The 16,986-nt window shown below is 63.7% G+C and carries 18 protein-coding genes; 8 read left to right on the top strand and 10 right to left on the bottom strand.

Annotated elements, in window-relative coordinates; translation table 11 throughout:
- The first annotated feature begins 292 nt into the window (after positions 1–292).
- Positions 293–1,465 carry an ABC transporter substrate-binding protein gene (locus AC0L30_RS33285; RefSeq protein ID WP_007597947.1) on the top strand — a complete coding sequence of 391 codons (1,173 nt, stop codon included), beginning with the start codon at positions 293–295 and terminating at the stop codon, positions 1,463–1,465.
- A 152-nt stretch (positions 1,466–1,617) separates the two neighbouring features.
- Here the strand turns inward: AC0L30_RS33285 and AC0L30_RS33290 are convergent, their stop codons facing one another.
- The 9 genes from AC0L30_RS33290 to AC0L30_RS33330 all read right to left on the bottom strand — a co-directional run bounded on the left by AC0L30_RS33290 (position 1,618) and on the right by AC0L30_RS33330 (position 10,691).
- A complete protein-coding gene (locus AC0L30_RS33290) occupies positions 1,618–3,489 on the bottom strand; it encodes a bifunctional sugar phosphate isomerase/epimerase/4-hydroxyphenylpyruvate dioxygenase family protein (RefSeq protein ID WP_473406142.1) in 1,872 nt (623 codons plus the stop codon).
- Positions 3,486–4,223: an ABC transporter ATP-binding protein gene (locus AC0L30_RS33295; RefSeq protein ID WP_473406143.1), complete on the bottom strand. Its 738-nt coding sequence runs from the start codon at positions 4,221–4,223 to the stop codon at positions 3,486–3,488. Before AC0L30_RS33295 ends, AC0L30_RS33290 begins: the two co-directional genes overlap by 4 nt.
- 10 nt (positions 4,224–4,233) lie before the next feature.
- Complete coding sequence (locus tag AC0L30_RS33300) at positions 4,234–4,977, bottom strand: ABC transporter ATP-binding protein (protein ID WP_007597944.1); 744 nt, start codon at positions 4,975–4,977, stop codon at positions 4,234–4,236.
- The gene (locus tag AC0L30_RS33305) at positions 4,974–5,972 is read right to left on the bottom strand and encodes a branched-chain amino acid ABC transporter permease (RefSeq protein ID WP_354200160.1); all 999 of its coding nucleotides are present in this window, start codon (positions 5,970–5,972) and stop codon (positions 4,974–4,976) included. Before AC0L30_RS33305 ends, AC0L30_RS33300 begins: the two co-directional genes overlap by 4 nt.
- Positions 5,969–6,844, bottom strand: a complete 876-nt coding sequence (locus AC0L30_RS33310) for a branched-chain amino acid ABC transporter permease (RefSeq protein ID WP_219678999.1) — start codon at positions 6,842–6,844, stop codon at positions 5,969–5,971. Before AC0L30_RS33310 ends, AC0L30_RS33305 begins: the two co-directional genes overlap by 4 nt.
- A gap of 187 nt (positions 6,845–7,031) precedes the next feature.
- Positions 7,032–8,162 carry an ABC transporter substrate-binding protein gene (locus AC0L30_RS33315; protein WP_354162209.1) on the bottom strand — a complete coding sequence of 377 codons (1,131 nt, stop codon included), beginning with the start codon at positions 8,160–8,162 and terminating at the stop codon, positions 7,032–7,034.
- 58 nt (positions 8,163–8,220) lie between these two features.
- Positions 8,221–9,099: a shikimate dehydrogenase gene (locus tag AC0L30_RS33320; RefSeq protein WP_007597935.1), complete on the bottom strand. Its 879-nt coding sequence runs from the start codon at positions 9,097–9,099 to the stop codon at positions 8,221–8,223.
- A gap of 143 nt (positions 9,100–9,242) precedes the next feature.
- Complete coding sequence (locus AC0L30_RS33325; RefSeq protein ID WP_219679008.1) at positions 9,243–10,181, bottom strand: LysR family transcriptional regulator; 939 nt, start codon at positions 10,179–10,181, stop codon at positions 9,243–9,245.
- Between the two features lie 333 nt (positions 10,182–10,514).
- Positions 10,515–10,691: a hypothetical protein gene (locus AC0L30_RS33330; protein WP_018456036.1), complete on the bottom strand. Its 177-nt coding sequence runs from the start codon at positions 10,689–10,691 to the stop codon at positions 10,515–10,517.
- Positions 10,692–10,858: 167 nt separating this feature from the next.
- On the opposite strand from AC0L30_RS33330, the gene AC0L30_RS33335 reads away from it, so the two are divergent.
- The 7 genes from AC0L30_RS33335 (at position 10,859) to AC0L30_RS33365 (ending at position 16,201) form a co-directional block, all read left to right on the top strand.
- The gene (locus tag AC0L30_RS33335; RefSeq protein ID WP_007597931.1) at positions 10,859–11,587 is read left to right on the top strand and encodes a helix-turn-helix transcriptional regulator; all 729 of its coding nucleotides are present in this window, start codon (positions 10,859–10,861) and stop codon (positions 11,585–11,587) included.
- Positions 11,588–11,670: 83 nt separating this feature from the next.
- Complete coding sequence (locus tag AC0L30_RS33340) at positions 11,671–12,330, top strand: acyl-homoserine-lactone synthase (RefSeq protein WP_219679010.1); 660 nt, start codon at positions 11,671–11,673, stop codon at positions 12,328–12,330.
- A 1-nt stretch (position 12,331) separates the two neighbouring features.
- A complete protein-coding gene (locus AC0L30_RS33345; protein ID WP_027514447.1) occupies positions 12,332–12,550 on the top strand; it encodes a hypothetical protein in 219 nt (72 codons plus the stop codon).
- A gap of 311 nt (positions 12,551–12,861) precedes the next feature.
- Positions 12,862–13,779 carry a branched-chain amino acid ABC transporter permease gene (locus tag AC0L30_RS33350; RefSeq protein WP_219679014.1) on the top strand — a complete coding sequence of 306 codons (918 nt, stop codon included), beginning with the start codon at positions 12,862–12,864 and terminating at the stop codon, positions 13,777–13,779.
- Positions 13,776–14,720, top strand: coding sequence for a branched-chain amino acid ABC transporter permease (locus tag AC0L30_RS33355; protein ID WP_473255365.1), 945 nt, complete (start codon positions 13,776–13,778; stop codon positions 14,718–14,720). The genes AC0L30_RS33350 and AC0L30_RS33355 overlap by 4 nt, the downstream gene beginning before the upstream one ends.
- A complete protein-coding gene (locus AC0L30_RS33360; RefSeq protein WP_354127025.1) occupies positions 14,713–15,480 on the top strand; it encodes an ABC transporter ATP-binding protein in 768 nt (255 codons plus the stop codon). Before AC0L30_RS33355 ends, AC0L30_RS33360 begins: the two co-directional genes overlap by 8 nt.
- Complete coding sequence (locus tag AC0L30_RS33365; protein ID WP_354127024.1) at positions 15,473–16,201, top strand: ABC transporter ATP-binding protein; 729 nt, start codon at positions 15,473–15,475, stop codon at positions 16,199–16,201. The genes AC0L30_RS33360 and AC0L30_RS33365 overlap by 8 nt, the downstream gene beginning before the upstream one ends.
- Before the next feature lie 181 nt (positions 16,202–16,382).
- On the opposite strand, the gene AC0L30_RS33370 is transcribed toward AC0L30_RS33365, so the two are convergent.
- Positions 16,383–16,730 carry a hypothetical protein gene (locus AC0L30_RS33370; RefSeq protein ID WP_354200158.1) on the bottom strand — a complete coding sequence of 116 codons (348 nt, stop codon included), beginning with the start codon at positions 16,728–16,730 and terminating at the stop codon, positions 16,383–16,385.
- Positions 16,731–16,986: the final 256 nt, after the last annotated feature.

A 16,986-nucleotide genomic window follows, 5' to 3' on the forward strand; every position in this document is an offset into this window, starting at 1 on the left:
CTCGCTGCTCTATTCTCTCATTTAAGTGCGGATTGGGCGTGGCGGTCCAATAGCCGTCATCAATGGACGCATAGGCTAAGGGTATCGAGTGTATCGCTATCCCGCGAAAAAGCGCCGCATGCTCCGCCGAAGTGAGTAGAATTATATTTCTTGCTATCGCCGATCGGGGCGAAATACGGTGCAGGGGCGGGCGCCGAGCCATTGGCGGCGCGAGAGATTTTGCGTTCAATAGAGATGACCCGGGGCGGCAATGACCCCGCTTCCGGGCATAATAATATGGAGGGGAGTGGTTATGAGGACGGCATTCTGGCTGGCGGGCGCAGCGGCGCTGGTGCTGGCAGGCCCGGCATCCGCCGGCGACACCATCAAGATCGGTTTCGTTTCGACCTTCAGCGGCCCGACCGCCGTGATCGGCAATGACATGCGCAACTCGTTCGAGCTCGCGCTCGATCATCTCGGCCGCAAGATGGACGGCAAGCCGGTCGAGGTGATCTACGAGGACGACGGACAGAAGCCCGACGTCGGCAAGCAGAAGACCGAGAAGCTGGTGCAGTCCGACAAGGTCGACTTCATCGTCGGCTATATCTGGTCCAACGTGCTGCTGGCCTCGCTGAAGACCGCGGTGGACTCGCAGACTTTCCTGATCTCGGCCAATGCCGGCCCGTCGCAGCTCGCCGGCGATCTTTGTTCGCCCTACGTGTTCTCGACCTCCTGGCAGAACGACCAGACGCCGGCTGCCATGGGCCTCTACATGAACCAGAAGGGCGTCAAGAGCGTGTTCCTGATCGGCCCGAACTATGCCGCCGGCAAGGACATGCTCGCGGGCGTGAAGAGCACGTTCAAGGGAGAGGTCAAGGGCGAGGAATACACGGTCTGGCCGAGCCAGCTCGACTTCTCCGCCGAGCTGTCCAAGGCGCGCGCCTCGGGGGCCGAGTCGATCTTCGTGTTCTATCCGGGTGCAGCCGGCGTGCAGTTCCTCAATCAATATGCGCAGGCCGGGCTGAAGAGCACGATGCCGCTCTACACGGCTTTCACCGTCGACGAGCTGTCGCTGCCGCTGCAGAAGGAGAATGCGCTCGGCGTTCCCGGCGCGCAGGAATGGGTGAATGATCTGCCCAACGAGCAGAACAAGCGCTTCGTCGCCGACTATCGCAAGAAATACACCGGCCTGCGTCCCACCTATTACGGCGCGCAAGCCTACGACGCGGCCCAGCTCATCAACAGCGCGGTGGTCGCGGTGAAGGGCGACACCAGCAAGAAGGACGCGATGAAGGCCGAGATGGAGAAGGCCAACTTCAAGTCGCTGCGCGGTCCCTTCAAGTACGGCAAGAACCACATCCCGGTGCAGAGCTTCTATCTCCAGGACGTGGTCAAGGACGGCGAGGGCCAACTCTCGCTGAAGACGGTCGCGACCATCGTCGAAAACGACCAGGATCGTTTCCACGACAAATGCGCGATGAAGTGAGCTGATTGCTTCTCCCTCTCCCCGTCCTTACGGGGAGAGGGGTTCTCAGCTCTCTCTCTCTCGTCATTGCGAGCGTAGCGAAGCAATCCAGAATCTTTCCACGGAGGGATTCTGGATTGCTTCGTCGCAAGGGCTCCTCGCAATGACGGCCACTACACCCGCGGCATGCTCACAGGCCGCACTTCGCGTGACTGCGCGGCAAGCCTGATCCCGGCATTGGCCGCACCAAACCCCTGATAATCCCGCCGCTCCACGATCTCGAAGAAAAACCGCTCGTCGAAGATGTGGGTATAGACCTGGAAGAACTCCCCGTCGCCTTCGCGGTCGTAGAGAATGTGGTTGGCGCGCAGCTGGGCCATCAACTCGGGTGCGAGGTCGTATTTGGCTTCGATGTCGTCGTAGTAATTGTCCGGGATATCCAAAAAATCCGCGCCGCGCTTGCGCATCTCCGCGACCGCCGCAAAGATATCGCGGCAGGAGAACGCGACGTGCTGCACGCCTGAGCCGAAGAACTCCGAGATGAAACGGGCCGGCAGCGTGCGGTTCGCGGATGAGCCGTTGAGCACGAAGCGCAGGCTCTGGTCGCCGTTGATGACGGCCTGGCTTTGCACAAGGCCCCTGGGATCGGCGATCTCCATCTGCGGCAGCCGCTCGAGGTCGAGGATGCCGGTGTAGAACAGCAGCCAGGACAGCATCTCGTCATAGGGCATCGACTGCGCGATGTGATCGACAGCTAGCAGCGCGTCCGCGCCGGCGTCGCTCGGGACCGGTTCGAAATCCGTGTTCCAGTTCTTGCCGGCTTGGTCGAGAAAATACAGCAGGCTGCCGCCGACGCCGTGAATTGCGGGAATCTCGAGCTCGCCCGGCCCGACCGGCTGGTAGAAGGTGCGCGCTTTCAGTGTCTCGGCGCGCTGCATGGCGAGGCCGGCATTGTCGACGTCGAGCGCGATGGCGCAGACGCCGGGGCCATGCGTCACGTAGTGCGAATGCGCAAAGCCGTCGGTCTCGGAGTTGACGACGAGCTCGACCTTGCCCTGCGACCAGCGCTCCACCGCCTTGCTGCGATGCTTGCCGGTCTTTCGGAAACCGAGCTGCGAAAGCAGGCGGGCGAGTTCTCCGGCCTTGGTCTCGTTGACGGCAAACTCGATGAATCCCGTGCCTCCACTTTTGGGCTTGGGCGCCAAGGGTTCGCTGACGAGCTTTGGCCAAGCCGGTGCAAGCTGGTCCTCCAGCAGGATCAGCGAACGCAGGCCGTCGACCGCGGTCTGTATGGCCGAGCCGGCGCGGAATTGGTCGTTGAAGATCTCCAGCGACAGCGGCCCGGCATAGCCCGTCGCCGCGATCGCCGCCATGAACTCGCCGACCGGCAGGTCGCCCTGGCCGGGGAAGGAGCGGAAGTGCCGGCTCCACGACAAGATGTCGAGCTCGAGCTTCGGCGCGTCCGCAAGCTGGACCAGGAAGATCTTGTCGCCGGGGATCGAGGCCATCGCGCGGACCGGAAAGCCGGGGGCCAGTGCGTGAAAGCTGTCGAGGATCACGCCGATCGCGGGATGGTCGGCGCGCCGCACGATCTCCCAGGCGTCGCGGTAATCGTTGACGTGGCGTCCCCAGGCCAATGCCTCGTAGCCGACGCGCAAGGACCGCTTGGCGGCGCGCTCGCCAAGCTCGCGAAAATCGTCTGCGGCGCGGTCGATGCCGCCGAGCGCGGCCGGCGACACGTTGGAGCAGATCAGCAGCAGATCGGTGCCGAGCTCCTGCATCAGGTCGAACTTGCGCATCGCGCGGGCAAAGTTGCGCGAACGCTGCGGCTCCGGCATGCCCTCGAAATCGCGGAACGGCTGAAACGCGCAAATCTCGAGATTGAGGTCCCCGCAGAGCTTTGCGATGTCGCGCGGGCCTGAGCCGAACGACAGCAGATCGTTCTCGAAAATCTCGACCGCGTCGAATCCGGCGGATGCGATGGCGCGGAGCTTTTCGTCAAGGGCGCCGGAGAGAGAGACCGTTGCGATCGAGCGTTTGGTCATGCTGCGTTGTCCTCCATGGCGCCGCCAAGGAACAATTGTCCGATGCGGGGATCATTCAAAATGCGCTTCGCACCGTCGACCATGCGGGTCTGGCCGAGCTCGAGCACGATGCCGATGTCGGAAATCTCCAGCGCCGAGCGTGCGTTCTGCTCGATCATCAGAATGGTGACGCCGCGGTCGCGCAGGGATTTCAGGATGTCGAAAGTCTGCTGCACCATCAGCGGCGACAGGCCGATCGACGGCTCGTCGATCAGCACGAGCTTCGGCTCGAGCAGCAGCGAGCGGGCGATTTCGAGCTGCTTCTGCTCGCCGCCAGATAGCGTGGAGGCCTGCTGCGTCGATTTCCGCCGCAGCGCCGGGAACAGGTCGAGCGCGGCCTCGATCCGGCTCTGCAGGTCGATGCCCTTGCCGGCGGGAACGCCGCCGAGCTCGATGTTGTGGCGCACCGACAGCTCGGGAAAGATGTTGCGGCCCTGCGGCACGTAGCAGATGCCGGCATTGAGCAGCGCGCGCTGGCTCAGATTGGTGACGTCGCGGCCGGCGAAGCTGATTTTGCCCTCGCGCAGCTTGAGCAGGCCGAAGATCGCCTTGAACACGGTGGACTTGCCGGCGCCGTTCGGGCCGATGATGGTGGTGATGGTGGCCTGCGGCACGGCGAAGGTGGTGCCGTTCAGGATCGTCATCTTGCCGTAGCCGCCGACGAGATTGTGAACCAAGAGGATCGGATCGCTCAAGGTCGCTCTCCTAATGTCCGAGATAGGCTTCGATCACGGCGGGGTTCTTTCGGACCTCGTCGGGTCGTCCCATTGCCAGCACTTTGCCTTCCGCCATCACCATCACGCGCGAGCACAGCGACATCACGAATTCCATGTTGTGCTCGATCACGACGAAGGTGGCGTTCTTCTCGCAGTTGATCGCGACCAGCCGCTCCTTCAGGTCCGCCAGCATCGACGGGTTGACGCCGCCGGCGGGCTCGTCGAGCAGCACCAGCCGCGGTCCGCCCATGAAGGCCATGGCGGCGTCGAGTAGTTTTTGCTGGCCATAGGACAAACCGCCGGCCGGCTCGTCGGCAAGATGATCGAGCTTGAAAAAGCCGATCATCTGGTTGGCGGCCTCCGTCAGGCCGGCATCGGAGCGGCCGACCAGCCGCGAGGCCATGCTGCCCTGGTGCTCCTGTCCTGCGAGGATCAGGTTCTCGCGCACCGAGAGTTTTGGGAACACCTGCAGGAGCTGGAAGGTGCGGCTGACCCCGAGCTTGTTGAGCTCGGCGGGTCGCAGGCCCGTGACGACCTTGCCGTCGAGCTTGACCTCGCCGCCGCTCGGCGTGAGCTGGCCGAGGATGCAGTTGAACAGGGTCGACTTGCCGCAGCCGTTCGGTCCGATCAGGCCAAGGATCTCGCCCTCGCGGACGTCGAAAGAGACGCCGCCGACGGCGCTGATGCCGCCAAAATTCTTCTTGATGTCGGAGACTTCGAGGACCGCGCTCATTGCACTGTCTCCAGCCGGGACTTTGCGACGGCGCGCTGGGCCGAGGCCGCCTTGGTTCGGCGCTCGGCGAGATAGCGGTCGAGGATTCCCAGAATGCCGGTCGGCGACCAGATCAGCAGCCCCATCACCGCGATCGCGTACAGCATCAGATAATAGCCCTCGGTGAAGCGCAGCCATTCCGGCAGCAGCACCGCGATCATCGCGCCGAGGAACGGACCCAGGAAGAAGCCGGCGCCGCCGACGATCACCATCATCAGGAGGTCGAGCGAGAGCGACAGGTTGAACGGCACGGGATCGATATATTGCGTCAGCGGCGCATAGAGCGCGCCGGCGACGCCGCCGAGCGCAGAGCCGATCGCGAACGCCATCAGCGTATAGCGTCGCGTGTCGACGCCCAGCGACTGCGCCCGCAGCGGGTTTTCGCGCAGCGCCATGAAGGCGCGGCCCCAGGGCGAGCGGATCAGCCACCACACTGCAAGCGACACGATCGCGAGCGAGCCGAGACAGACATAGTAGAACGGCAGCGGCTTGTTGGTCGCGATGCCGAAGATGTGCGGGCGCGGAATGTTGGAGATGCCGTAGATGCCGCCGGTGAGCCAGCTCTCGTTGCGAAACACCAGGAAGGCCAGCGTGGAGAAGGCGAGCGTGACGAAGGCGAGATAGTGGTGCTGCACCCGCAGCGCCGGATAGCCGAGCACCCAGCCGACCGCGAAGCTCAGGCCGATCGCGACGACGATCGCCGCCGGCAGCGGCCAGCCATGCGTGGTCATGATCGCTGCCGCGTAAGCGCCGATGCCGACGAAGGCGCCCTGCGCCAGCGAGACCTGGCCCGCATAGCCAAGCGTGAGGTTGAGGCCCATCGCGGCGATGGCCATCACCGCCCATTGGCTCAGGATGAACAGGCCATAGCGGTTGAAGTTCATGGGGACTGCGATCAGCGCAGCGATGACCATGAGGCCGAACGCGATCTTGAGAGGTTTGGCGAAGCCGCTCATACGGTGCGCTCCTCGGCGCGGCCGAGCAGGCCCTGCGGCCGGAACAGGATGACGGCGATCAGGAAGATCATCGGCACGGCGGCGCGATACTGCGTCGAGACATAGGCGGCTGCGAGATTGTCGAGCACGCCGATCAGGAGGCCGCCTGCGATCGCGCCTCGCACCTGGTTGAAGCCGCCGATGATCGCGGCGATGAAGGCAGCCTGGCCCAGTACCTCGCCGGACGTGAATTTCGCGAGGTAGATCGGCGTGATCAACAGCGAGGCGAGCGCGACCAGGAACGCGTTGATCAGGAAGGTCAGGAGAATCATGCGCTCGACAGGGACGCCGATGATGCGCGCCACCGTCGGGTTCTGCGCCGCCGCCTGCATCTGGTGGCCGAGCGAGGTGCGGTTGAGAAGCGCAGTCAAGCCGAAGACGGCAAGGATGGCGAGGAGGAGAACGCCGATGCTTTGCAGCGAGACGGCATGGCCGAGGATGGAGATGTCGCCGGTCGGCACGATCGAGGGGAAGGGTGAGGCTTCGGCGCTGAAGAACTGCTTGACGGCCTCCTTGAGGCCGATCGCGAGCGCCATGGTCGCGATCGCGAGCGGCAGCACGCCGTGGCGTAGCATCGGATCCACCAGCAGCATCTTGAAGGCGAGGCCGAGCAGGAGCATCGAGAGCAGGATGCCGAGGATGATCGCGAGCCAGAACGGCGCGCCGGCATGCATCGCCGCCAGCATCAGGAACGCCGGCAGCATCACGAACTCGCCCTGCGCGAAATTGATGGTCTGCGAGGTCTGCCACAGCAGCGTGAAGCCGACCGCGACCAGCGCATAGATCGCGCCGGTGGCAAGTCCCGCGACCAGAAGATCGAACAGATTGGACATGGGTTCTCTTTGATCGTTAGAGCCCGACTGAACTGGATCGACGCGAGTTTAGGTCTGTCACTCCCTCTCCCCGTTCTTCCTTTTCACCCTCGCCCCGCGAAGGGCGGGGAGAGGGAGACGAAAGATCTCTCCCCGCATCCGCCTTCGCTAAACCTTCGGCGGACAGGCGCGGCGAGAGGCAAAGACCTCACTTCACCTTAGGCAGCACCTGCTTCACCACTTGCTTGCCTTCGACCACTTCCACCAGAAAGCTCTGGCGGTCGATGTCGCCGGTGTCGCTGAAGGTGACGTCCATTAGGATGCCTGGCTCGTCCACCGCCTTGATGGTCAGGCCATGCAGGGTGTCGGCGAACGCCTTCGAATCCACCTTCCCCATCTTGTCGGTGGTGGCCTTCACCATGTAGACCGCGAGATAGCCTTTCAGGCCGTTATGATCAGGCACGTAATTGTACTTCTTCGCGAACTTGTCGCGAAACGCCTTGATCAGGTCGACCGGCGCATCGGTGGTGAGACCGACATGGCCACGCGCGCCGTTGGCGGCATCGCCCGCGAGCTCGATCACCTTCTGCCCGATCAGCGTGGTCTCGCCCATCAGCGGCGCGGTGACGCCCTGACGTTTCAGCTCCTTCAGGATACGTGCGCTCTCTTCCTCGTTCAAATAGACGAACACGGCATCGGGATTGGCGGCCTTGATCTTGCCGACGTCGGCGGCGAAATCGGCCTGACCTGCTTCGGTCGAGAGATCGGCGACCACCTTGGAGCCGAGCCGGTCGAGCTCCTTGACGACGACATCGCGACCGCCGCGGCCAAAATCGTTGTTGACCCAGACCACGGCGACCGACTTCGCCTTCATGTCGTCGTGAATGTATTTGGCGACCTTCGGCATCGACGATTGCTGGCCGAACGAGGTGCGGAACAGGAATTTGTTTCCGCCTTGCGTCAGCTCGGCGGCTTCGCCGCCCATGATCTGCGCGATGCCGGCTTCGGCCGCCAACGGCGCGGTCACCTTCACCGAGCCGGAATAGCCGGGTCCGAGCAGCACATAGGGCTCGGCGTCGAGCGCCTTTTGCACCTGCGCGCGCGCGACGCCGGGGTTGGATTGCGAATCCGCATGAGTGACTTCGAGCTTGCGGCCGAGCACGCCGCCCTTGGCGTTGATCTCCTCGATCGCGAGGTCGATGCCGTTTTTCCAGTTGGTGCCGACGGTGGCGCCGCCGCCGGACAACTCGGCGACGTCGGCGAGCTTGATCGCCTGGGCGTGGACGCTGGTTGCAGTCGCGAAGGCAAGCAGGGCGCCGGCCAGAATGGTCGATTTCATGGTCTCTCCTCCCATTTTTCGTTGATGTTGTGCGCGGCCTTGTGTCCGGCCGCTTCGGTTACGCTGCGTGATAGGCCGAGCTTCGTGCCGCCATCACCTCGTCGAATGCCTCTCCCATGATCTCGGTCGATGGGGCAAGACCCGTGAACAGTTCGAAAGCGTCGGCGGCCTGGTAGATCGCAAGCTCCCGGCCGGTCATGATCCGCGCGCCCTTGGCTTGGGCGGCCGCCAGCAGCGGCGTGATCAGCGGTGAGTAGACGGCGTCGGCGACCCACAGGTTTTGACGCAGCAGCGTCGGCGAGACCGGCGTTTCCCGGTTCGGCAGCATGCCGACCGGTGTGCCGTTGACGAGGCCGGTTGCGCCGTCGAGCGCATCCTCGACGCTTGCGGCGACCCTGGCGCCCCCCTGCTTGACGAGCAGCGCGGCGAGTTTTTCGGCGCGTGCCGGCTCGCTGTCGAAGATGCGGATGTCGGTCACGTCAAGGCTCGCCAGCGCAAAGGCGATCGCCTTGCCGACGCCGCCGGTGCCGATCACGGCCACCGCGTTGCCGGACGGCGCCAGCAGCGGCGCGACGGCGCGCGCAAAGCCGGTCGTGTCGGTGTTGTGGCCGGTCAGCCGTCCGTTCCTGACGACGACGGTGTTGACCGCCCCCATGGCGGCCGCACCCGGTGCCAGTTCATCGAGCAGCGGGACCACCGCCTCCTTGTAGGGAAAGGTGACGTTGACGCCGGCAAAGCCGAGGCGCCGCACGCCTTCCAGCATCAGCCGGAGCCCGGCCGTATCGGCGCCGGCCACTTCGATGAGCTGATAATGTCCGCGCAGGCCAAGCCCCTCCGCGGCGCGCTCATGCATCGCAGGGGAGGCGGAATGCGCGATGGGTGCGCCGATCAGGCCGGTCAGGAGCTTTTTGGATGCGGCGGGTCCGCGCTTTGACATGGTTCGCTATCGTCTCGTTGGGAGCGTTCGGTCCCGGCCATTAGCGGGGAAATCCGCCCAATTCCAAGGGGCTTCCGCTAGGAACGATAGTCTTTCCTCGGCCTAACACAATTACCCTTTTGTCCTGCAAACCTAACATAATGTTATCTCTTCCGCCCCCGTGCCGCCGCGGCCCTGCCTTTGCCCTGCGACGGCTCGACTGCGCGCATCTCCGCGCGCAGGGACTCGATGAAATACTCGACATGAAGCGACAGCGGCGCGCCGCGCTTCACCGCGATATAGGTCTCGAATCGCGTTGGCTCGGTGATCTTGATCAGCTCGATGCCGGGATAGCCGCCATGGGCCACCGTGAACTGGTCGATGACGGCGATGCCGAGCCCCGCCTTCACCAGCGCGCAGACCGTGGTGCCGAAGCGGGCGCGGATGGTGATGTTGTATGCGAGGCGGTGGCGCGCGAAGATCTCGGCCATGATCCGCCCGTAGGGATCGTTGGGATCAATGCCGATCAGCGGATAGCGCGTGATCTCGGCGGCCGAGACCTGCTTGCGGCCGGCGAGCTCGTGGCCCGGCGGCACGATGCAGTAGAGCTCGCCTGAGGCGAGCGGCATGAAGTCGAGCCCGGAATGCTCCAGGCGGTAGCTCATCGCCACGCACTCGCCGCGGCCGAGCATGAGGTAGTCGATGGCTTCCTCGAGCTTGAGGATGTTGATGTCGATGCCGAGATCCGGATAGCGCCGCCGGACCCGCTCGATCGCGCGCGGCACCATGACTTGCGAAATGCTCGGCACCGAGCCGATGCGCAATTCCGACAATCCGCCGCGTCCGATCTTGGAGATGATCTCGGAAAGGTCGTCGACCTTCTTGTAGACGCCGTTGATCTGCTCGAAGATGTTCTCGGCTTCCGGGGTGGGGAAATAGCGTCCGTTCTGGCGCTGGAAGAAGCGGATGCCGAGCGAGCGCTCGGTGTATTTGACGAGGCGGCTGATGCCCGGCGCCGAAACGTTCAGCAGCTTCGCCGCGCCGCCGATCGTGCCCGTCACCATCACGGCACGGATCACTTCAACCTGGCGCAGCGTCATCATGTCCTGGGCATCCAAAAGATAATCGTGGGCGGCGCTGCCTTTCCCTCTCCCCTTTGTGGGAGAGGGTGGATCACAGCGATAGAGCGAGACGGGGGAGGGGTTCTCTCCCGCGCGAGCCTCGCGCATTTGAACGCGTGGAAACAACCCCTCATCCGGCGCCATAGCCGATGCGAAGCATCGGCGTTTTGTTTTAAGAACGGCGGCCGAAGGCCGCCTATGCCACTTCTCCCACAAGGGGAGAAGGAAGGAAACATTCGCGTTCGGTTGTTCGGTTCAGATCAGAGGAAGGCATGGCACCGAACGGACCGTTCGTGCGCTCACAGCAATTGCGTGCTAGCTCGCCGGTCCGTCCGGCGTGGCGCTCTCTGCCGGCTTGCTGCGCTCGCTTTGCAGCACCCCGCGCGCGAACTCGATGATCTTCTGCTTGTTTGCCGTTTCGCGGACGGCGAAAAATACGCGGTTGAGTTCCAGGCCGAGCACGCTGTTGAGGGCGATGTCCTCGTCTTCCATCGTGGTTTCCCCGCTTCAGACATTGTAGGTGTATCTTGACGTCACTTCTTCCACAAGTAGATTAAGCCTTCGGGGTCAATGGGATACCGGGAAACTACGGAAACCGTGAATTGAGGCAGTGCCCAAAGACGTGCTATATCGCACAGCGAGGGTCAGGAAACGCACCGATGTCCGCCGTGGATTATGGCCGGGAAGCGCTCGACTTCATTGAGGGGCTAGGGGCCTATCGGAGGGTTCCGGACGCTATGAATGCGCTCGAAGGGGCCTTCGGGCGCTTCGGCTTTGAAACCATCATCGTGACAGGGTTGCCGAATCCCGACCAGCGGTTCGCACAGATGGTGCTCGCCAAGCGCTGGCCCGCGGAATGGTTCAGCCTCTACACCCAGAACAACTACGACCGCGTCGACCCCGTGGTGCGGATGTGCCGACAATCGGTCAACCCATTCGAGTGGTCGGAAGCACCCTATGATGCCGAACTCGATCCGGGCGCGGCGGAGGTCATGAACCGCGCCGGCGATTTCCGCATGTCGCGCGGCTTCATCGTGCCGATCCACGGGCTCACCGGCTATGAAGCCGCCGTGTCGCTCGGCGGCATCCATCTCGATCTCAACGCCCGCAGCAAGCCGGCATTGCACCTGATGGCGATGTATGGCTTCGACCACATTCGCCGTCTGCTCGATCCAGCGCCGTATCCCTCGACGCGCCTCACTCCGCGCGAGCGCGAGGTGATCTCCTGGGCCTCACAGGGCAAATCGGCCTGGGAAATCGGCGAGATACTGCACATCACGCAGCGTACCGCCGAAGAGCATCTCGCGACCGCCGGGCGCAAGCTCGGAGCCGTGAACCGTACGCATGCGGTTGCACTGGCGATTCGCAACAAGATCATCAATCCCTAAGCGACGTACTGGGAAATTTCCCAATATCGAACCATTCTCTTTTCGCAGAGGGTGCCCTCCATTGAGGATGAATGGGGGCTTTCATGATTCACGCCATTTCTGCAGTAAATCGCCACCTTTACGAAGATGTACTCGATCAGCATTTCCGGCTGCGGCACGACATCTTCGTCGAAGAGCGGCGCTGGGAGACGCTGCGCAGGCCGGATTGTCGCGAGATCGATTCTTATGACGACGAGGACACAGTCTATCTGCTTGCGCTGGAGGGACGCCGTGTTATCGGCGGTCACCGGCTCTACCCGACCACCAAGCCTTCGATGATGAGCGAAGTCTTTCCGCATCTGGCATCGGTTCGCGGCTGTCCTTCGGATCCGCTGGTCTGGGAATGGTCGCGCTACTTCGTCGTGCGCGATCGCCGCGACGGCGCGCTCAACCTGCAACTGATGGCGGCGGTGCAGGAGTTCTGCCTCGGTCAGGGGATCGCGCAGGTCAGCGCGATCATGGAAACCTGGTGGTTGCCGCGCTTTCATGAGGCCGGCTTCGTCGTGACCCCGCTCGGCCTACCGGCTCTGGTGGAGAATGCGTGGACCATGGCGGCGACGATCGACATTCGTCGCGAGACGCTCGATGCCCTGCATGATCGCATCGGTGTGCCTTCTATCGTGCAACAGGACGGCCCGCGTCTGGACGCCGTCGCCCGTGCCAACCTCTGCGGCCTCGCTGCCGCGCAACGAAAGAGCGCCTGAGATGTCGAACATGATGCGGGACAGCCAGATCATGGCGCAGATCAAGGACGAAAATCTCGGCTACATGTCCGACATGGCGCTCGAACTCGCGCAGATGGCGGAAGACACCGGATTGGCGACGCTCGCCTATCTGTTCCGGATGGCGGCGCTGGAGGCCTCGACGGCCAATAGCGTGCTTGCCGAGCCGGATGACCTTCCCCGGCAGATGACGTCGCACTAGGCGGCTCCATCTACACGTTGCGACGAATTCACACCCTCTCTCCGGCAACGGAGGGAGGGTGATCCGTTTTGGGTGCGTCAGGTTGACCCATCCTGCGCGGCAGTCTTCTTGCAAGGCCGATTGCAGGGGCCAGGACCGATCGGATGCATCGGCATGCAACAAAGTGCATGTTGGGTGTCGAATCGCTCTTGCCTCGGAACGATACTGCCATTACCCATTTTTCCGCCTTGTAGAGGCAGGGGGAGCTCTTTCACTGATGGCGACCGTGTTCGAACATCGGCGCGAACCTGCGTGCGCCTGAAAGAGTTTTGATGCTGCTCGTCGTCGAACAGTTCTTGAACGGATTGCAGTTTGGCCTGCTGCTGTTCCTGCTCGCCGCCGGCCTGACGCTGGTGTTCGGGATCATGGATCTCGTCAACCTCGCGCACGGCTCGCTCTACATGATGGGCGCCTATTTCGCCGCGACCTTCGCAGCCTGGACCGGCAGCTTCCTGCTCGGCGCGCTGCTGGCGCTCGGCGCGACGCTCGTGCTCGGTATCGTGCTCGAGATGACCGCGCTGCGGCATCTCTACGGGCGCGACCATCTCGACCACGTGCTCGCGACCTTCGGCCTGATCCTGTTCTTCAATGAAGCCGTGCGGCTGATCTGGGGCCCGGCCGGGCTTGCGCTGCCGCTGCCGGCCTGGCTCACCGTGCCGGTGCCGATCCTGCCGGGCATTCACTATCCCGCTTATCGCCTCGCCATCATCGTCGTGGCGCTGCTGGTTGCGCTGCTGCTCTATCTCGGCGTGATGCGCACCCGCATCGGCATGCTGATCCGGGCCGGCGCCTCCAATCGCGAGATGATCGGTGCGCTCGGCATCAACATCAAGCTGCTCTACACCCTGGTGTTCGGCCTCGGTGCCGCGCTCGCCGGCCTTGCCGGATTGATGCAGGCGCCGATCCTCACCGTGCAGATCGGCATGGGCGAGAACATCCTGATCCTCGCCTTCGTCATCATCGTGATCGGCGGTATCGGTTCGATCCGCGGCGCGTTCCTGGCCGCGATCTTTGTCGGCATGATCGACACGCTCGGCCGCGCTTTCCTGCCCAATTTGTTGCGGCAGGTGCTGAGCGGCGCCGCGGCCTCCACCGCCGCGCCCGCGTTGTCGTCCATGCTGATCTATCTGCTGATGGCGATCGTGCTGGTGGTGCGTCCGGAGGGGCTGTTTCCGGCCAGCCGCCGATGAAGACTTTCACTGTGAGCAAGGCCGTCACGGCTCTGATGCTGGCTGGTTTGGTGCTGCTGCCGCTGTATTCGCAACTGTCCGGCAACATCTTCATCCTGACGCTGTTCACCCGCGTCGTCATTCTGGCGCTGGCGGCCGCGAGCCTCAACCTCATCATGGGTTTTGGCGGCATGATGAGTTTTGGCCACGCCGCCTATCTCGGCATCGGCGGTTACGCGGTCGGGATGCTGGCGCAGGAAGGCGTGGGAAGCGGCTTCATCCAGTTTCCCGTCGCGCTCGCGGCGTCCGCGACTTACGCGCTGGTGATCGGCGCGCTCTCGCTTCGCACGCGTGGCGTTTACTTCATCATGATCACGCTCGCCTTCGCGCAGATGGCCTATTACGTCGCCTCGGGGCTGGCGCGTTATGGCGGCGATGACGGCCTCACCGTCTACAAGCGCAGCGACTTCTCCGGGCTGATCAATCTGTCGAACCGCACGCAGTTCTATTATCTCTGCCTCGCCTGCCTATTGGGCGTGGTCTTCCTGATCTGGCGCATCGCCAATTCGCGCTTCGGCCTCGTCCTGCAGGGCCTGCGCTCCAACGAGCAGCGCATGCAGGCGATCGGCTTTCCCTCGAAACGCTACCAGCTGGTCTGCTTCGTCATCTCGGGCATGATGTGCGGCCTTGCCGGCGCGCTGCTCGCCAACAACACCGATTTCGTCAGCCCGGCCGCGATGTACTGGACGCGTTCCGGCGACCTCATGGTGATGGTGATCCTCGGGGGCATGGGCACGCTGTTCGGTCCGGTCATCGGCGCCGTGGTGTATTTGCTGCTGGAAGAGTTCTTGTCGCAGCTCACCGAATACTGGGCGCTGATCATGGGCCCGATGCTGCTGCTGATCGTGCTGTTCGGCCGCGGCGGCATCATGGGCCTGCTCGGGAGGCTCCAACGTGGCTGAGCCGCTGCTCCGCGTTGACAAGCTGGTGCGCCGCTTCGGCGGCATCATTGCGACCGACAACGTCTCGCTCGACGTCGCGGCGGGTGAGCTGCACGCCATCATCGGCCCGAACGGCGCCGGCAAGACCACGCTGATCAGCCAGCTCACCGGACATCTGGAGCCGCATTCCGGCAGCGTCTCGCTGGCGGGGCGCGACATCACCTATCTGCCGGCCTATCGCCGCTGCGCGTTGGGCCTGGCACGTTCGTTCCAGATCACTTCGCTGCTGCTCGATTTCACCGCCGCCGACAATGTTGCGCTCGCGGCGCAAGCGCATGCCGGCACCTCGTTTCGCTTCTTCGCCGATGCACGCAAGGAGAAGGGCCTGCGCGATGCCGCGCATGCCGCGCTCGACCGCGTCGGTCTCGCCCATCGTGCCGATGTCCTGGTGTCCAGGCTCAGTCATGGCGAGCGTCGCCAGATCGAGCTGGCCGTGGCGCTGGCAAGCAAGCCGAAACTTTTGCTGCTCGACGAGCCGATGGCCGGCCTCGGCGTCACCGAGTCCCAGCGCATGGTGCAGCTGCTCCAGGAACTGCGTAAAGAGGTCTCGATCGTGCTGGTCGAGCACGACATGCCGGCGGTGTTTGCGCTGGCCGACCGTATCTCGGTGCTGGTCTATGGCCGCGTCATCGCCTCCGGCGATCCGGCCGCGATCAGGGCGAACGAGGACGTCAAGCGCGCCTATCTCGGCGAGGCGCATGTGGTGACGCACCATGGCTGAAAAAGGGATGGGTGACACGCTGCTCGAGGTCGACGGCATCGAGACCTGCTATGGCCTGTCCCAGGTGCTGTTCGGCCTGTCGCTGTCGGTCAAATCAGGCGAGATGGTCTCGCTGATGGGCCGCAACGGCATGGGCAAGACCACGACCATCCGCTCCATCATGGGCCTGACGCCGGCGCGCGCAGGCAGCATCCGCTTTGCGGGTTCGGAAGTGCGGACGCAGCCGTCCTACAGGATCGCGCAACTCGGTGTCGGCCTCGTCCCCGAGGGGCGGCAGATTTTCCCGAACCTCACCGTGCGCGAAAACCTGGTCGCGGCCGCCGCCGATCGTTTCGACAGCAGCAATCCCTGGACGCTGGCGGCGATCTACGTGATGTTTCCGCGCCTGGCCGAGCGCGCCTCCAACATGGGCAACCAGCTCTCCGGCGGCGAGCAGCAGATGCTCGCAATTGGCCGCGCGCTGATGACCAACCCGAAGCTCCTCATCCTGGATGAAGCCACCGAAGGCCTGGCGCCGCTGATCCGCGAAGAGATCTGGAGCTGCCTGTCGCTGCTCAAGAGCCGGGGACAGTCGATCCTTGTCGTCGACAAGAACGTCGACCACCTGGCCCGCATCTGCGACCGCCACACCATCATCGAGCGCGGCAAGACGGTGTGGAGTGGCACCTCCGACGAACTGATGGCCGAGCCGGATCTGCAGCACAAATACCTGGGGATTTGAGGCGGCGGCGAGGTGAGGGACGGTACGCGTGGCCGCTCACCCGGTGTCGTCCTGGCGAACGCCAGGACCCATACCGCGAGGTCTGTCCATTGTGGACGGTATCAGTACCGGAGGAAGAATCTTCGCCAAACCCCTTCCCCGGGGTAATGCGTCCTGGCTTTCGCCAGGACGACATTGGCAATCACCAGTAAATCCCATGCCGATGCAGTTCGCGGATCACGCGCGCCTCCGTGGACGGCTGGCGGCGCTTCGGCTTGGTCGTCTCGGTCGTGCTGGTCACCGGTGTGGCCGAGGGTTGCGTCGGCGCGGTGGCCGCGGCTGAAGCCGGGCTGGTGATTGCCGTCTGGACATTCGCCGGCTGCGTTGCCGCCGGGGCTTGCGTCGTCTGCGGTGCGGCTGTCGGCGAGGCCGGTTGCTCGGCCGCCGGTTGGTTTGCACTGGTCGCTGCAAGGCTCAGACTGCGCGGACCGCCGGCATGTGCTTGTGTTGCGAACAGCGAGAGCGCTGCGATCAGGATCAGCTTTCGCATGGAAATCCCCGTTATCTGGTCAATCCGGCTTACCTATTGGCGTCTGACTGGCCCATCAGCGCGCCAGCCGATGCGCGCCGATTTCGATCAGAGTGGTCCGGCAGGACAGGCGATAGATCAGGCTGAACAATTGACCCCACATGACCGAACTCCGTTGTTGATCACTGGACAAAGGTTAACCCCGGTGTTTTTCCGGCGGTTTTCGGCACGTGACGAAAATGGTTTCGTCGGACCGCGACCTGATGTCGCCGGAACA

The organism is Bradyrhizobium sp. MI1.11 (assembly GCF_055811255.1).

What these genes read in the sequence shown, in the direction of transcription:
- AC0L30_RS33285 (WP_007597947.1), top strand. Translation starts at nt 293, where the DNA reads ATGAGGACGGCATTCTGGCTGGCGGGCGCAGCGGCGCTGGTGCTGGCA.
- AC0L30_RS33290 (WP_473406142.1), bottom strand. Translation starts at nt 3,489, where the DNA reads ATGACCAAACGCTCGATCGCAACGGTCTCTCTCTCCGGCGCCCTTGAC.
- AC0L30_RS33300 (WP_007597944.1), bottom strand. Translation starts at nt 4,977, where the DNA reads ATGAGCGCGGTCCTCGAAGTCTCCGACATCAAGAAGAATTTTGGCGGC.
- AC0L30_RS33305 (WP_354200160.1), bottom strand. Translation starts at nt 5,972, where the DNA reads ATGAGCGGCTTCGCCAAACCTCTCAAGATCGCGTTCGGCCTCATGGTC.
- AC0L30_RS33310 (WP_219678999.1), bottom strand. Translation starts at nt 6,844, where the DNA reads ATGTCCAATCTGTTCGATCTTCTGGTCGCGGGACTTGCCACCGGCGCG.
- AC0L30_RS33315 (WP_354162209.1), bottom strand. Translation starts at nt 8,162, where the DNA reads ATGAAATCGACCATTCTGGCCGGCGCCCTGCTTGCCTTCGCGACTGCA.
- AC0L30_RS33320 (WP_007597935.1), bottom strand. Translation starts at nt 9,099, where the DNA reads ATGTCAAAGCGCGGACCCGCCGCATCCAAAAAGCTCCTGACCGGCCTG.
- AC0L30_RS33325 (WP_219679008.1), bottom strand. Translation starts at nt 10,181, where the DNA reads ATGATGACGCTGCGCCAGGTTGAAGTGATCCGTGCCGTGATGGTGACG.
- AC0L30_RS33330 (WP_018456036.1), bottom strand. Translation starts at nt 10,691, where the DNA reads ATGGAAGACGAGGACATCGCCCTCAACAGCGTGCTCGGCCTGGAACTC.
- AC0L30_RS33335 (WP_007597931.1), top strand. Translation starts at nt 10,859, where the DNA reads ATGTCCGCCGTGGATTATGGCCGGGAAGCGCTCGACTTCATTGAGGGG.
- AC0L30_RS33340 (WP_219679010.1), top strand. Translation starts at nt 11,671, where the DNA reads ATGATTCACGCCATTTCTGCAGTAAATCGCCACCTTTACGAAGATGTA.
- AC0L30_RS33345 (WP_027514447.1), top strand. Translation starts at nt 12,332, where the DNA reads ATGTCGAACATGATGCGGGACAGCCAGATCATGGCGCAGATCAAGGAC.
- AC0L30_RS33350 (WP_219679014.1), top strand. Translation starts at nt 12,862, where the DNA reads ATGCTGCTCGTCGTCGAACAGTTCTTGAACGGATTGCAGTTTGGCCTG.
- AC0L30_RS33355 (WP_473255365.1), top strand. Translation starts at nt 13,776, where the DNA reads ATGAAGACTTTCACTGTGAGCAAGGCCGTCACGGCTCTGATGCTGGCT.
- AC0L30_RS33365 (WP_354127024.1), top strand. Translation starts at nt 15,473, where the DNA reads ATGGCTGAAAAAGGGATGGGTGACACGCTGCTCGAGGTCGACGGCATC.
- AC0L30_RS33370 (WP_354200158.1), bottom strand. Translation starts at nt 16,730, where the DNA reads ATGCGAAAGCTGATCCTGATCGCAGCGCTCTCGCTGTTCGCAACACAA.